At 72.7% G+C, this 15,535-nt stretch carries 8 protein-coding genes and 1 tRNA gene; 5 read left to right on the forward strand and 4 right to left on the reverse strand.

Going from position 1 to position 15,535, the window contains the following annotated elements:
• Nucleotides 1-101 precede the first annotated feature (101 nt).
• Nucleotides 102-2,720: a bifunctional FO biosynthesis protein CofGH gene (locus tag ACIRRS_RS11935; protein ID WP_402968480.1), complete on the forward strand. Its 2,619-nt coding sequence runs from the start codon at nt 102-104 to the stop codon at nt 2,718-2,720.
• 152 nt (nt 2,721-2,872) lie between these two features.
• Complete coding sequence (locus tag ACIRRS_RS11940; RefSeq protein WP_402968483.1) at nt 2,873-3,994, forward strand: ADP-ribosylglycohydrolase family protein; 1,122 nt, start codon at nt 2,873-2,875, stop codon at nt 3,992-3,994.
• A gap of 115 nt (nt 3,995-4,109) precedes the next feature.
• On the opposite strand, the gene ACIRRS_RS11945 is transcribed toward ACIRRS_RS11940, so the two are convergent.
• The 3 genes from ACIRRS_RS11945 to ACIRRS_RS11955 form a co-directional block, all read right to left on the reverse strand.
• Nucleotides 4,110-4,319: a DUF397 domain-containing protein gene (locus ACIRRS_RS11945; protein WP_402968486.1), complete on the reverse strand. Its 210-nt coding sequence runs from the start codon at nt 4,317-4,319 to the stop codon at nt 4,110-4,112.
• Complete coding sequence (locus ACIRRS_RS11950) at nt 4,316-5,176, reverse strand: helix-turn-helix domain-containing protein (RefSeq protein WP_402968489.1); 861 nt, start codon at nt 5,174-5,176, stop codon at nt 4,316-4,318. The genes ACIRRS_RS11945 and ACIRRS_RS11950 overlap by 4 nt, the downstream gene beginning before the upstream one ends.
• A gap of 522 nt (nt 5,177-5,698) precedes the next feature.
• Nucleotides 5,699-6,439, reverse strand: coding sequence for a GPP34 family phosphoprotein (locus ACIRRS_RS11955; protein WP_402968492.1), 741 nt, complete (start codon nt 6,437-6,439; stop codon nt 5,699-5,701).
• Nucleotides 6,440-6,737: 298 nt separating this feature from the next.
• Between ACIRRS_RS11955 and ACIRRS_RS11960 the strand changes: the two genes are divergently transcribed.
• The 3 genes from ACIRRS_RS11960 (at nt 6,738) to ACIRRS_RS11970 (ending at nt 11,988) form a co-directional block, all read left to right on the forward strand.
• A complete protein-coding gene (locus ACIRRS_RS11960; RefSeq protein WP_402968495.1) occupies nt 6,738-8,897 on the forward strand; it encodes a D-alanyl-D-alanine carboxypeptidase in 2,160 nt (719 codons plus the stop codon).
• Between the two features lie 217 nt (nt 8,898-9,114).
• Nucleotides 9,115-11,817 (forward strand): glycosyl hydrolase, encoded by a 2,703-nt coding sequence (locus ACIRRS_RS11965; RefSeq protein ID WP_402968498.1) that lies wholly within the window; start codon nt 9,115-9,117, stop codon nt 11,815-11,817.
• A gap of 98 nt (nt 11,818-11,915) precedes the next feature.
• Nucleotides 11,916-11,988, forward strand: a tRNA-Arg gene (locus ACIRRS_RS11970).
• A 76-nt stretch (nt 11,989-12,064) separates the two neighbouring features.
• Here the strand turns inward: ACIRRS_RS11970 and ACIRRS_RS11975 are convergent.
• A complete protein-coding gene (locus ACIRRS_RS11975) occupies nt 12,065-14,836 on the reverse strand; it encodes a LuxR C-terminal-related transcriptional regulator (RefSeq protein WP_402968501.1) in 2,772 nt (923 codons plus the stop codon).
• Nucleotides 14,837-15,535: the final 699 nt, after the last annotated feature.

The raw sequence follows: 15,535 nt of genomic DNA on the forward strand, positions 1-15,535 counted from the left end.
CCCCCGGGGCCAGATCGGGATGGGTCTCTCGGCTACCGCGACCCTGAGACGTCTCAGGGTTGGCACCTCCGCAGGTACGACCCCTGGCGTAGGGTCGCGCCATGGACGCAACCGACCCGGACGCACCCGCACCGTCCTCGCCCAACCCCCCGACCGCGAACTCGATGCGGCGCGCCCTGCGCCGCGCCCGGGACGGCGTGGCCCTCGACCGGGCCGAGGCCGCCGTGCTGCTCCAGGCCAGAGGCGAGGACCTGACGGACCTGTGCGCGAGCGCGGCCCGGGTGCGCGACGCGGGCCTGGAGGCGGCCGGTCGGCCGGGCGTCATCACCTACTCCAAGAGCGTCTTCGTCCCGCTGACCAGGCTCTGCCGCGACAAGTGCCACTACTGCACCTTCGCGACCGTCCCCGGAAAGCTGCGCCGCGAGGGCCAGGGGATGTTCATGTCCCCGGACGAGGTGCTGGAGGTGGCCCGGCGCGGGGCCGAACTCGGCTGCAAGGAAGCCCTGATCACCCTCGGGGACAAGCCCGAGGACCGCTGGCCCGAGGCCCGCGAGTGGCTGGACGCCCACGGCTACGACGACACGATCGCCTACGTGCGGGCGATGTCGATCCGCATCCTGGAGGAGACCGGCCTGCTGCCGCACCTCAACCCCGGGGTGCTCGGCTGGACGGACTTCCAGCGCCTCAAGCCCGTCTCCGCCTCCATGGGCATGATGCTGGAGACCACCGCCACCCGGCTGTGGAGCGAGCCCGGCGGCCCGCACCACGGCTCGCCGGACAAGGAACCGGCCGTCCGCCTGCGGGTGCTGGAGGACGCGGGCCGCAGCTCGGTGCCGTTCACCAGCGGCCTGCTGATCGGCATCGGCGAGACGTACGAGGAGCGCGCCGAGTCGCTGTTCGCGCTGCGCAGGGTCTCCCGGGCCTACCACGGCGTCCAGGAGCTGATCCTGCAGAACTTCCGCGCCAAGCCGGACACGGCGATGCGCGGCATGCCCGACGCCGAACTGGACGAGCTGGTCGCCACGGTGGCCGTCGCCCGGCACCTGATGGGCCCCTCCGCCTGCCTCCAGGCCCCGCCGAACCTGGTCGACGGGGAGTACGAGCGCCTGATCGGCGCCGGGATCGACGACTGGGGCGGCGTCTCCCCGCTGACGCCCGACCACGTCAACCCCGAGCGCCCCTGGCCGCAGATCGAGCGCCTGGCCGAGCGGTCCGCCGCCGCCGGCTTCGAGCTGCGCGAGCGCCTGGCCGTCTACCCCGAGTACGTGCTGCGCGGCGAGCCCTGGCTGGACCCGAGGGTGCTGCCGCACGTGCGCGCCCTGGCCGACCCGGCCACCGGCCTGGCGAACCCGCGGGCCGTGGTGCGCGGCCTGCCCTGGCAGGAACCCGAGGACCTGCCGGAGTCGTACGGTCGCACCGACCTGCACGCGAGCATCGACACCGAGGGCCGCACCGGCGACCGCCGGGCCGACTTCGAGGACGTGTACGGGGACTGGGAGGTGCTGCGCGAGCAGGTGCTCGCCAAGGGCGCCCCCGAACGCCTGGCGGGGGACCTGCGCGAGGCCCTGGCCGTGGCCGCCGACGACCCGACGAGGCTCACCGACGACCACGCCCTGGCCCTGTTCCACGCGGACGGCCCGGCCCTGGACGCCCTGTGCCGGATCGCCGACGACGTACGCCGCGACGCCGTCGGCGAGGAGGTGACGTACTGCGTCACCCGGAACATCAACTTCACCAACGTCTGCTACACCGGCTGCCGCTTCTGCGCCTTCGCCCAGCGCCGCACCGACGCCGACGCCTACACCCTCTCCCTGGAGCAGGTCGCCGAACGGGCCGCCCAGGCCTGGGAGGTGGGCGCCACCGAGGTGTGCATGCAGGGCGGCATCCACCCGGACCTGCCCGGCAGCGCCTACTTCGACATCGCCCGCGCGGTGAAGGAGCGGGTGCCCGGCATCCACGTGCACGCCTTCTCCCCGATGGAGGTCGTCAACGGCGCGACCAGGACCGGGCTTTCGATCCGCGACTGGCTCCAGCAGGCGAAGGAGTCGGGCCTGGACACCATCCCCGGCACCGCCGCCGAGATCCTCGACGACGACGTCCGCTGGGTGCTCACCAAGGGCAAGCTGCCGGCCGCGACCTGGGTCGAGGTCGTCACCACCGCGCACGAGCTGGGCATCCGCTCCTCGTCCACCATGATGTACGGGCACGTGGACACCCCGGCGCACTGGCTGGGCCACCTGCGGCTGCTCGCCGAGATCCAGCAGCGATCTCTTGAAAACGGCACCGGCGGGTTCACGGAGTTCGTGACGCTCCCCTTCATCCACACCAACGCCCCGGTCTACCTGGCCGGCATCGCCCGCCCCGGCCCCACCGCCCGGGACAACCGCGCGGTGATCGCGATGGCCCGGCTGCTGCTGCACCCGCACATCCGCAACATCCAGACCAGCTGGGTCAAGCTCGGCGCGGAGGGCGCCGCCGAGATGCTGCGCTCGGGCGCCAACGACCTGGGCGGCACGCTGATGGAGGAGACCATCTCCCGGATGGCCGGCTCCTCGTACGGCAGCTACAAGTCCGTGCGCGACCTCCAGGCGATAGCCGAGGCCGCGGGCCGTCCGCACCGCCAGCGCACCACCGTGTACGGGGAGGTGCCGGCCGAGCGGCTGGCCGCCGCGCTGGCCTCGGACGGGCACCTGCCGGAGCTGCTGCCCGTCCTGGACTGAGCCGGAGGTACGAAGGAGGCACCGGGGGGACTCCGAGGGGACTCCGAGGGAACCGTCGATCCGTTCGACTCCTCGAAGTACAGTGCGAGGGCGCGCGCCGCGGCCGAGGCGTCGCGCGCTGCCCCCGCCCCCGACGAAAGGCGCCCCTCGTGATGCCACTGTGGTCCCGCGCGCAGCAGCAGGACTACCGCAGCAGGGTGCGGGGCTGTCTGCTCGGCGGAGCCATCGGGGACGCGCTCGGCGCCGGCGTCGAGTTCGAGACGCTGGACAAGATCCGGGACCGCCACGGCCCCCAGGGCGTCACCGGCTACCTCCCGGCGTACGGGCGCGCCGAGGGCGGGGCCGTCACCGACGACACCCAGCTCACGCTCTTCACCGTGGACGGCCTGATCCGGGCCCACGTCCGGCGCGAGTCCGGCGCCTGGCACCCGCCCACCGACCTGCACCTGGCCTACCTGCGCTGGGCCGCCACCCAGCGCGACTGGGGCCCGGACGAGCGCCGCCCCGACCTCGGCTGGCTCGGCCGCGAGGAGTGGCTCTACGCCCAGCGCGCCCCCGGCCAGGGCTGCCTGACCGGCCTCAGCGGCCCGGACGGCGAGCGGCTCGGAACGCTGGAGCGCCCCAAGAACCCGCACTCCAAGGGCTGCGGCACGGTCGTCCGGGCGGCGCCCTTCGGGCTGCTCACCACCTGGGAGCCCAACCTGGTGTTCCAACTCGCGGTGGAGTGCTCGGTGCTCACCCACGGCCACCCGACGGGCTACCTCGCGGCGGGCGCCTACGCGGTGATCGTCCAGTCCGTGGCCCGCGGCGGGACCCTGGAGGAGGGCGTGCACCTGGCCCTGGCGCTGCTGTCCGAGCGGGTGGGGCACGAGGAGACCACGGCCGCGCTGCGGGCCGCGCTGGACGCCGTACGGGCCGGGGAGCCGTCCGCCGAGCGGGTCGAGGCGCTGGGGGAGGGCTGGGTCGCCGAGGAGGCGCTCGCGATCGCGGTGTACTGCGCGCTGGTCGCCCACGACGTGACCTCGGGGCTGCTGCTGGCCGTCAACCACTCCGGGGACAGCGACTCCACCGGCGCCGTCTGCGGCGGCCTGCTCGGGGTGCTGCACGGGGACACCGCGCTGCCGCCGGGCCTGGTGGCCGGGCTGGAGGGGCGCGGGGCGATCCTCGAACTCGCCGACGACTTCGTGCTGGAGCTGGTCCACGGCTCCGAACTGCACGACCCGCGCACGGCCGCGGGGGCCGTGTGGGCGCGGCGCTACCCGGTGGAGGGCTGACCGGCGAAAGGCAGACCGGTGAAGGGTCGGCCGCTGAAGGGCCGACCGGTGAAGGGCTGAGCCCGGTACGGGGGTCGTACCGGGCTCAGCGGCGGGCCTCGTCAGGCCGCGGCCTTCAGGCGGTCTCGAAGCCGTCCACGGCCGCCGCCGAGGCGAACGCCCGCCAGGCGTCGGCGGAGAAGCGCAGCTGCGGACCGGACGGGTCCTTGGAGTCGCGCACGGCCACCGCCCCCGCAGACGGGACGGCGATCTCCACACAGGCTCCGGCGCCGCCGCTGTGGCTGCTCTTGCGCCAACGCGGCTGGTACTCGGGGGTGGTGTTCATCGGTATTCCTCTCCAATACGGGCTATCAGCATCCGGCTCTCCGCGACCCCGAGGGCCGCGGCCCTCAAGTAGTCGTAGAGACCGGTATAACGACGCACGTCGGCCTCTTTCTCGAGGTAGAGATCGCTCGTCACACCTTCGAAGTAGACGACCGTCGAATCGGCTGACTCGGGGAACTCCAGCAGGGAGAATGTCCCGGTCATGCCGGGGTGGGCGCCGTGCGAGAACGGGATCACCTGGATGGTGATGTTCGGCCGCTGGCTCAACTCGAGCATGTGCTTGAGCTGCTGGGCCATGACCTCGTGGCTGCCGACCTCGCGGCGCAGCACGGCCTCGTCGATGACCGTCCACAGACTGCCCAGCTGGTTCTCGCCGTTGATGCGCTCCTGGCGCTTCATCCGCACCTGGACGCGGCGCTGCACGGCGAGGGCGTCGGTGTCGGGCTGGGTGCCCTCGACGACGGCGTGCGCGTACTGCTCGGTCTGGAGCAGGCCGGGGACGAACGAGGACTCGTAGGCGCGGATCGAGGAGGCCTCGGCCTCCAGCCCGATGTAGACGCTGTACGGGGTCGGCATGTCGTTGAAGTCGTGCCACCAGCCGCGCTGGCGGGACTCCTTGGCCATGTCCATCAGGCTGGTGCGCATCTGGTCGTCGACGACCTCGTAGACGTCGCACAGGTCGCGGACGTCCCGCTGGCTGATGCTCCGGCGTCCGTTCTCCAGGCGGCTGATCTTCGACTGGGAGACCATGAGGCGGCCGGCGACCTCCTCCGCCGTCATGCCGCGCGACTCCCTGAGCCTGCGCAGTTCCGATCCGAGGCGACGGCGGCGCACCGTCGGGTTGATGTTCGCGGACACGTCGACCTCCGGCCGTACCTCTGCTGAACGTTGGAACGGCAGCCCTCGGGACACTTCGGACAATGGGACCTACCCCCCTGACTCGGAGCAGCATGACACCTCGGTCGGGCCGGTGCCGCGGATTCGCAGGAGCGGGGTAGAACAGATCGTCGGAAAACCGCTTCTGCGGGACAGCACGGGCGTTGTGGTGGTAATGCGGCTGGGCTTGCACGGAACAGTGTTGCTACCTGTTGCTACCTGCCTCTACCCCGTGGCGGCGCTCTTGCCCCTGGCACGTGCACGCGGACGCCTCGGGGGCGTCCCCGGGGACGCCTGAGGGGCGGTCGCCGCGCGACTCGCGTCGCGGGCGACCGCCCCTCGGTGCTGCGTGGTGTGCTGTTCCGTCGTGCTTCTCGGTGCTTCTCGGTGCTTCTCAGCGCTTCTCGGTGCTCTTCGAGGGCTCCGTCGGCGCCCCGGCGGAACCTGGTGCGCGAGGGGGCGCTCAGCGCCTCCGTACAGCGCCCGGCGCGGGCGCCGCGCCGGTCAGCGGGCGCCCACCCGGGAGGCGGCGACCCGCCCGCCCGTGCTCCGGCCCGGTGCGCGGGCGCCGGAGCGGCTCGGGGCCGGCCCGGTGCCCTGGGGTGAACGGTTCTGCTGGGCCGGCAGGCCGTTCTGCACGTCCATCACGGCGTGCGCGACCATCCCGCCCAGGGGGTCGTACCGGATCAGGTCGCGCAGCCGCGACCGCGAGGACCGGCCCTCGTTGCCCGGGTACAGGTGCTTGCCCAGGCCCACGGCGTGGGCGAGGGCCGCGAGCGCGGCCGTCCGCGGGTCCGGCGGCACGCCGGTGCGGATCGCGGTGTCCAGCCGCTGCTTGATCGCGGCGTTGGTGCAGTCGTCGGACGCCTGGTAGCGGATCGTCGGCAGGACCCCGCACATCTGGCCCGGCACGGCCGTGACCATGCCGCAGCGTTCCAGGTGTGCCAGGTACGTCTGCCTCAGGCCCAGCCTGGGCCCGCCGATCCAGTGCGCCGCGCGGACCGGGCTGCCGCGACGGCGCAGCAGTTCCAGTGCGTGGTCAAGGGTCGGGTCACCGGTCGGTCGTGCGAGCACGACGGCGATCCGGTCACCCTCAGGTACGATCCGTCCGGCCAGGGACAGCTCGACGAGCTGTGCCCCGGCGAGTCCGAGGTCGAGGGTCTGCGGCTGCGCCGTGGTACCCGTGGTCGGGTCCAAGGCGAGCAGCAAGAGTTCCTCGGGAACAGTTCTGCGGCTCTTGCCCATCCAAGCCTCCCCGCGTGGATGAGAGACAGGGTGACGCCTCTCACACGGGCTTGTCGAGTACGCCTCCGAATCGTGACCTTGGACCGGCGGGGCGGAACCGGCGGCCGCGGGCGCGGCGTCTGAGCGGTGAACGGGCCGCGGTGCGCCCCTGCGACGGCGAAACGGGCCGGTCGGGCGGGGTGTGCGCGGCCGGATCGGCCGTCGGTGGCGGAGACTGTACGGGTACACGGGGCGGGGCGTCGGCTTCCCGAAATCGGGTCTGCCGGTGCCCCGCCGGGCGTTGAGGAGGCTGGGATACGTGGGCGAGTCCGCCGACAGGGTGCTGCGGGACGGCGAGCGGGAGGGTGACGGCGAGCGCGAACGGGGCGGTGCCGCCACCGGAGCCGGGACGGCCGGGGCCCCTGCGTCGGAATCGTCACGGACCCCGGTGGAGGCCCCGGCGGAGAGCCCGCTGCCGACCCCCGCGAAGGCGGTCGGCCAGGGCCCGCAGGGCGGTTCGACGGTGCAGCTGCGCGTCCAGGATGCGGACGACCGCACGACCTCGCTGCGGCTCCCGGCGGACAACCGGACCACCTCGCTGCGGATGCCGGTCGACAATCGGACCACGGCGCTGCGGCTGCCCGAGGAGCTGGTGAAGGCCATCGGGGAGAAGAAGGCCGGGGCGAAGGCGGAGGAGAAGGCGGAGGAGAAGGAGTCGGAGACGGCCCCCGCGAAGCCGCCGGCGGCTGATCCCCGTCTCGCCATGCGGACGGGTTCGGCGGTCGCGGAGAGCGTCGCCGGGAGCACCGCGGGGGAGAAGGTAGAAGGGGACAGGGGCAGTGACGCCGTCCCCGCTGTCGCCCCCGCCGCCGCGTCCGTCGCGTTGACCAAGAAGACGAAGACGACGGAGACGGCTGACAAGGCCGAGAAGCTGGAGAAGCCGGCGCCGCTGCGCCCGGCCGCCGCCGGGAGCACGGCGCTCGCCGCCGCCGGGACCGTCCCCGAGCCGCCGGCCCCCGCGCCGCTGCCGGAGCCGGACTCCGTCCCCGAGCCGCTGCCGAAGCCCCAGCCGAAGCCGCTGCCGGACCCGACCCCGGCCCCCGAGCCCCTGCCCGAGCCCGACCCGCGCCCGGTGCCACCGCTCCCGCCGCTGCCCGTACCGCCGCCGCTCCCGGCGCCCGAGCCGCTGCCCTCGCCGGAGAACACCTCCGAGGCGATGGAGGTCCTGGCCACCCTCAACGCCCGCCCGGTCTCGCCGATGCGGCGCGCGCTCAAGCGGATCACCATCTGGACGGTCTTCCTGGCCGTGGTCCTCGGCGCCGTCGTGGTCGCGCAGCTGCTGCGCCCGCTGCCGGACCCGAAGCTGAAGGCGACCACGGCCGGCAGCTACAGCTTCGGCGGCGAGCAGCTGGACCTCGCCTGGCCGGCCAAGGGCCAGTCCGCCGCCGAGGTCGTCGGCCTCGGCAGCCTGGGCAGCTCCGGGGAGGAGAAGCCCGCCTCGATCGCGAGCGTCACCAAGGTGATGAACGCCTACCTGATCCTGCAGAAGTTCCCCCTGAAGAAGGGGGAGGCCGGCCCGAAGATCACCGTCGACAAGCCGGCCGCGCAGGAGTCCGGGAGCGTGGACGAGTCCCGGGTGACGCTGACCGAGAACCAGGTGCTCACCGAGTACCAGGCGCTGGAGCTGCTGATGCTGCCCTCCGCCAACAACGTCGCCCGGCTGCTGGCCCGCTTCCACTCCGGCTCCGAGGAGGCGTTCGTCAAGGAGATGAACGACACCGCGGCCAAGCTCGGGATGACCAACACCACCTACACCGACGCGGCGGGCATCAAGCCGGAGACGAAGTCCACGGCGAAGGACCAGCTGAAGCTGGCCGAGCAGGTCATGCAGAACGAGGTCTTCCGGCAGCTCGTGTCCACGCCGGAGACGAACTTCAACAACACGAAGATCCCCAACACCAACAACCTGATCAACCCGAAGACCGGCGTGATCGGCGTCAAGACCGGCTCCAGCACCCCGGCCGGCGGCTGCCTGATGTGGGCCGCGTACAAGGAGGTCGGGGGAGTGAAGCGGCTGATCCTTGGCGTCACCCTCGGCCAGCAGGCCACCGGCTCCGGGCCCAACGACGGCATCCTGCCCACCGTCCTCAAGGTCAGCGGCAAGCAGATCCAGGCCGCGCAGAACGGGGTGACCGGCCAGACGCTCGTCAAGAAGGGCGACGTGGTCGGCACCGTCGACGACGGCCTCGGCGGGAAGGCCCCGGTCGTCGCGACCAAGGACCTCGTGGTGGCCGGCTTCCCCGGCATCACCGGCACCGTCACCCTGGACCCGTCCAAGCTCGACCACCAGATGACGGCGGGCAAGGAGATCGGCGTGCTGCGGGTCGGCGCCGGCGACACGAAGACCGAGGTGCCGGTGGCCCTCCAGGGGGACCTCAAGCCGCCGTCCATCCAGTCCCGGCTGCTGCGCACCCTCTGAGCGCCGCGGGCCCCGAACGGTTCGGGCCCCTCCCTTCCGCCCCCGGCGGAGGGGAGGGGCCTTTCAGTTGAACGTCAACAGTTTTCACCGATAAGGGTTTTGACGTTTTCTTACCCGGTTGCCCTATCCAGCGGCCCTTCCGGGACGACAGGCTTCGGTCGGCTTTCCACCGGGCCGCGCGACCGCGCCGCCCGTCCGCAAGGGGAGGACCCACACCGTGCCCACCAGGCGAAGCCGTCGGCTGCTGCTGCCCGCCGTCACGCTCACCGTGCTCGGACTGACCACCACCCAGGCCCTGGCCGCGCCCGCCCCGGCCTCCGGCAACAAGCAGGCCCGCCACCTGACCGAGGTCGGCCGGAAGCACGCCGCCCAGGTCCTCGGCGCCGCCGCCGCCCCCCACACCTTCGCCGCGAAGGCCGAGAGCGCCGGTGACGGCGGCTCGGAGGCGGAGAACTCCGCCGAGGGCGTCGCCCAGTACACCGAGGCCCGCACCGCGCCCGGCGTCGTCGCCCCCGGCGCGTACGGGGCGGCCTGGTCGCAGCTCCAGTCGATGCCGCACACCGACGGCTCCTGGAAGCACGTCACCACCAAGCCGTACAACTCGGACGACCCGCGCTACCGCGACGTCAACTCCAACTCCAGCGGCGGCGCCGGCTTCGTCACCGGCCGCATCACCGGCATCGCGGCCGACCAGGACGGCTACGTCTACGCGGGCGGCGCCAACGGCGGCGTGTTCCGCTCCCGCACCGGCGGCGGCGACTGGCAGCCGATCGCCGACCGGCTGCCCACCCTGTCCACCGGCACGCTGGACCTCGACGAGGGCGGCCGGCTCTGGTACGCCACCGGCGAGTCCAACACCGGCGCCACCTCGTACGTCGGCACCGGCGTGTACGTGCTGGCCGACCCGAAGCACGGCAGCTTCAAGCCCGGGGACCGCATCGGCGGCAACGAGCTGGAGTCGACCATCATCCACGCGCTGCGCTTCGGCGGCGGCAAGGCCTGGGCGGCGACCAGCCGCGGGGTGTGGAGCCACTCGACCACGGACCTGACCGGCCCGTGGAAGCTGGAGTTCGCGCCCAACCCCGAGTACCTGCCCGGGGGTTCGAAGGCGGCGGACCCGAGCGCGCCGTACAGGAACATCGCCAACGACATCGCGATCGACCCCAAGGACCCGTCGAAGGTGATCCTGGCCGTCGGCTGGCGCGGCGGCGACACCTACAACGGCTTCTACAGCAAGGCGGCGGGGGGGAGTTGGCAGCGCGTCGCCTCGCTGGGCGACCTGCCCACCGACGCGGCGAACGTCGGCAACGTCACCTTCGCCCGCTCGGCGGACGGCTCGCGCTACTACGCGATCGACCAGTCCCCGGACGTCATGGCCCACAACCCGGACACCGGCCTCAAGGGCGTCTACGTCTCCAAGTCGGGCTCCCCGTCCGGCCCGTGGACGCTGATCGCGGACAAGGACAAGCTGAAGGGCTCCGGCTCGGCGCTCCAGGACCCGGGCTACCAGCCCGGCATCCAGGCCTGGTACAACCAGTCGCTCCAGGTCGACCCGGCCAACCCCGACCACGTGTACATGGGGCTGGAGGAGGTATTCGAGACCAAGGACGCCGGCGCCGACTGGAACACCGTCGGCCCGTACTGGAACAACGGCTTCCCCTGCTGGAGCATCGACCCGGCGAAGCAGACCGGCGACTGCTCGCCGACCACCCACTCCGACCAGCACGCCGTGGCCTTCGGCAGCTACCAGGGCAAGCCGAACGTCTACGTCGGCAACGACGGCGGCATCTACAGCCGCCCGGCCAACGGCCAGTTGGACCAGTGGGGCCACGGCAAGGACTGGAAGTCCCTCGCCGACGGCACCATCGACACCCTGCAGTACTACTCGGTCGGCGTCGGCAAGGACCTCGCCGACCCGTCCGGCCGGGGCGTCATCGTCAGCGGCGGCCTCCAGGACAACGGCCAGTCCATCCTGCGCGCCCACGACAAGGTGATGGGCTCCAACTTCGGCGGCGACGGGGCCGACACCCTGGTCGACCCGGCCAACGGCTGCGACATCGCCCAGGAGTACGTCTACCTGGACATGTGGGTGACCCAGAACTGCGCCGTCAACGACGGCAGTTGGACGAAGGACCCGAGCAAGGCCACCTCCTTCGAGATCGCCCCGCCGGACAAGAACACCAACGCCGCCCGCTTCATCGCGCCGATCACGGCCGACCCGAAGGACGGCAACACCTGGATCGCCGGCGGCCAGCACGTCTGGGTCCAGCACAAGGGCTACGCGATCCGCAGCGGCAGCGAGTGGACCTCCGCGTACGACCTCGGCGCGGGCCACGTCGCCACCGCCGTCGCGACGGTGAACGGCACGGTGTACGCGGGCTGGTGCGGCCCGTGCAACAACCAGGGCTTCAGCCGCGGCATCGCCGTCGGCAACACCGACGGCACCGGCTGGCACCAGCTGAACCTGCCGGTGGACGGCGCCCTGCCGAACCGCTACATCTCCTCCTTCGCGGTGGACGAGAAGGACGCGAAGCACGTCCTCGTCGCCTTCAACGGCTTCTCGCGGACCTGGACGGAGGGCCCCGGCGCGGGCATCGGCCACCTCTTCGAGACCCGTGACGGCGGCGCCACCTGGACGGACGTCTCCGCCAACCTGCCCGACGTCCCCGCCACCTCCGTCAAGCTCCTCCCCGACGGCGGCCTGGCCCTCGGCAGCGACCTCGCCGCCTTCTACCGCGCCCCGGGCGAGAGGAACTTCTCGGTGCTCGGCCGCAACCTGCCCACCACCTCGGTGCAGCAGCTCAAGACCGGCCCCGACGGCCGGCTCTACGCCGCCACCTTCGGACGGGGCATCTGGTCGATCAACCCGCGGGCCCTCTCCGAGGACAACGACAACCAGGGCGACGACAACCAGAACTGACCCCGCCCGGACGGCAAGATCACCAACCGCCCGACTCCGCTGTCCCCGACCCGCTACACTGAGCCCTCGGTGGCCACCTCCAGAGGCCGGCCACCGGGGCCTCAGTAGCTCAGGGGATAGAGCACAGCTCTCCTAAAGCTGGTGTCGCAGGTTCGAATCCTGCCTGGGGCACAGTGCACCGCACGACGAAGGCCCGGCCGGGGGATCACCCTCGGCCGGGCCTTCGTCGTGCTTCCCGGGCTTGCCGCTAGACGGCCTGGCGCTGGGCGGGCGTGGCCCCGGCGCCGGCCCCGGCGGGGACGGGGCTGCGGGGGGCGTCGGCGGTGGCCGTCTGGAGGAGCTCCAGGGGCAGGTGCCGGCGGCCGTTGATGCGCAGCTTGCGGTAGACGCGGGTCAGGTGCTGCTCGACGGTGCTGGGGGTGATGAACAGCCGCATGCCGATCTCGCGGTTGGTGTAGCCGAGGGCCGCCTGGGCGGCGACCCGCAGTTCGGCGTCGCTGAGGTCGGAGAAGCGGGTGTCGGCGGTCGGGTGGGCGGGCTCGGCGGCCGGGCGGGGCGGCTCCGGTTCGACGGGGCTCTCCTGCTCGTAGTCGAGCAGGCCGGTGACGAGGGCCGGGATCTGGCAGGACTCGGCCTCCTCCTGCGCCCGCTGGGCCACGCGGCGGGCGCGACCCGTCTCACCTGCGGCTTGATAGGCGTTGGCGAGGTCCGCGGTGGCCCGGGCGGCCTCCAGGAGATCGCCGGACGCGCGTAGAAGACGGACAGCATCGCGCAGGAGGGGCACCTTGTCCGGTTGGGGACTGCTCGCCGCCAGGACGCGCAGCGAGGTGCCGCGCAGCCGGGTGCCGATCGCCCCGGGCAGCGCCAGCTGCTCGGTGACCAGCTCGCGGGCCTTCTCCTGGTGGCCGAGCCGCAGGTGCGCCTGGGCGAGGTCGCCGCGCCAGGGCACGATCGCGGGGATGTCGATGCCCCACTCCCGGGTGAGGTTGCCGCACTTCTGGAAGTCGCTGAAGGCGGCGAGGACCCGGTTGGTCTCCAGGTAGAAGTGGCCCCGGGCGTGCAGGTAGCGCAGCCCGAAGACGGTCTCGTACAGGTTGCCGGGCGAGGACTTCTGGAGCAGCGCCTCGGCCTCCTCGTAGGCGCCGGTGGCGGTGGCGGACAGGAGGAGGGTGGAGATCGCGTACCCGGCGAGCAGGCCCCAGCTCTGGTCGTTGGCCTGGTCGAGGGCGTCGCGGGCGTAGCCGCCGGCCAGGGCGGGCTTGCCGCGCCTGAGGGCGAGGTCGGCGCGCACGCAGCCGAGCATGGCCTGCCAGGCGGGGGCGCGGCGGCGGGCGGCCTCGGCCATGAGGCTGTCGCACCAGGAGGCGGCGCACTCGAGTTCGTCGGCGTAGGTGAGGCAGAGCAGGGTGGAGGCGAGCACGCCGAGGGAGGTCTCGCTGAGGCGGGAGCTGCTGAGCAGGTGCCAGGAGCTCTCGACGAGGTCGTCGCGCTGCCAGTCGTGCAGGGCCGCGTACAGCAGGGCGGCGGCGCGGCTCCAGGGGTCGCTGTCGGCGGCCGCGGCGCTGCGGACGGCCTCGGCGTCCTGGCGGCCGGCCCGGACGAGCCGGGGGCCGTAGATCCACAGGTAGGTGAGGTCGAGTTCGGCGGCGGCCTGGGGCTCGGGGGCGGTGGCGCTGCCGTGGAGGCGGTCGAGGGCGTTGACGGCCTGGTCGTGGTCCCCGCGCCAGAGCAGGTTGCGCACCACCATGGCGGCGTCGCGGTCGTTCAGCTCCCGCTCGTCCAGCACGGTGTGAAGGGGTGTCAGGCGGATCGCGGCGGACGGGTTGGTGCGCCAGCGGGCCATGGCGAGCTCGGCGGCGACGGAGATCCGCTGGGGGCCGTCGGCGCAGTGCCGCAGGGCCAGGCCCAGGCACTGGGTGGCGAGGCGGGCGTCGTCGGCGACGACCAGGGCCTCCTTGGCGACCTCGCGCAGCAGGGTGACCGCCCACGGCCCGGGGACGTCGTCGAGGGCGATCAGGTGGTGCGCGACGTCGCCGGCGGCGGCGCCGTTCTCGTAGAGCAGTTCGGCGGCGCGGGAGTGCAGTCCGCCGGCCTCCTCGGGCGGGAGGTTCTTGAGGACGAGGGCGGCCACGGCCGGGTGGCGGAAGCGCCCGTCCTCCAGCAGGCCGGCCTCGGCGAGGACGGTGAGGCCCCGGGCGACGCCGTCCGGGGGAGAGCTCAGCAGCCGTCCGATCAGGTGGGGGGAGGCGTGGGAGCCGAGGACGGCGACTCCGCGGGCGATGTCGACCAGGCCCAGCTCCCAGCGGTGCAGGCAGGTGAGCACGGCCCGTTCGAAGGCGGGGCCGACGACGGGCAGGGCGGCGTTGTTCTCGTCGGCGGTGGCGTTGTCCTCCAGGAGGGCGTCGACGAGCATCGGGTTCCCGGCCGTTAACCGGTGGTAGGTGCCCGCCATGCGGGCGGCGGCGCGGGCGCCGAGCGGGCCGGTGAGGTGGCGCGCGACGCCGCTGGTGGAGAGCGAGTCGAGGGTGATCCGCTGGTGCGGCATGCGGGTCAGCTCGACGCGCAGCGACAGCGGGGTGGTGAAGGACTCGGTCCACTCGGTGAGGACGAGCAGGCTGCAGGTGGAGCGCATGCGCAGCCGTAGGTAGAGGAGGGCGCGCAGCGAGGCCTGGTCGACGAAGTGCAGGTCTTCGACGGCGAGGACGACGCGGCGCTGCTCGGCCAGTTTGAGGACGGCGTCGCAGACCTCCTGGATGATGCCGGTCTCCCGGCGGGGTGCGACGTCCGCCGGCGCGCCGCCCTCGCCGCGCGGCTGCTCGGCCACGGCCTCGGCGAGCCGGCGCAGGACGTCGGCGGGCAGGGGGGAGTGGTGGACGAGTTGGCTGAGGGCGCCCAGCCGGACGTCGCGCTCGGAGTAGGAGCCGGTGGCGGTGAGAAGGAGTGCCTCGGACTCCTGGACCAGTTCGCAGAAGGAATGGAGCAGTTCGGTTCCGCCGGTGGCCAGCGAGCCGCTGACCACGACAGTTCGTCCCCGTCTGTCTTTGATCTCGGAAAAGATATCGCTCAGGGTGATCAGCGCGTCACCCATTTCAATCAGAGCCATCGCGCTCTTCCCCCATATTGACCGCAGCCAGCGATTTCCGGTGTCGACTCGTGTCCCCGATAAGCGACGTGCAGGCCACCCAGTGACGGCCCGACCCCTACTGCTCCCCCGGGTCGGACCCCTCGGGCACCCGTCGCCCGCGGGGGCGCGTGCGGCGGGTGGTCCGAGCACTGAGCCGGACTTTAGAGGATTTCCATACGCTACGGGAGCGTATCTGAGTGCTTAGGTGCTCCTTATGTGACAGACCTCTCGCTACCCGCCCGTAGGCCCGGAGGCTCGAGGCGCCCTGGAGCCCGGCCGGAGCGGGCGGCCCGGGGCCGCTGAGCAGGGGTGGAGGATGGTGCGCCCCCCTACCATCCCCGTGTCGAGCCAGCGCGCGGCGGCGGAAGGTCACGATTCGATCGCGGCCGGGGTGGCGTGCGGCGGGCGTGTCGGCCCGTGTGGGCGGTTTCCGGCGGCGAGATGTCGAGGGGTCGGCGGGAGTGTGGCGTTCCGGTTTCGGGGGGTGGGCCGGCCTCCCGGAGGGCCGGGTGCACCCCTACTCCGCGGCCACCCCGCCGCTACCCCGGGGGGTCGAAAGACAGGGGAGTGATAGGGGGGCGCCAACCCCCGCCG

Source organism: Kitasatospora sp. NPDC101183 (assembly GCF_044767945.1).
GTDB lineage: Bacteria > Actinomycetota > Actinomycetes > Streptomycetales > Streptomycetaceae > Kitasatospora.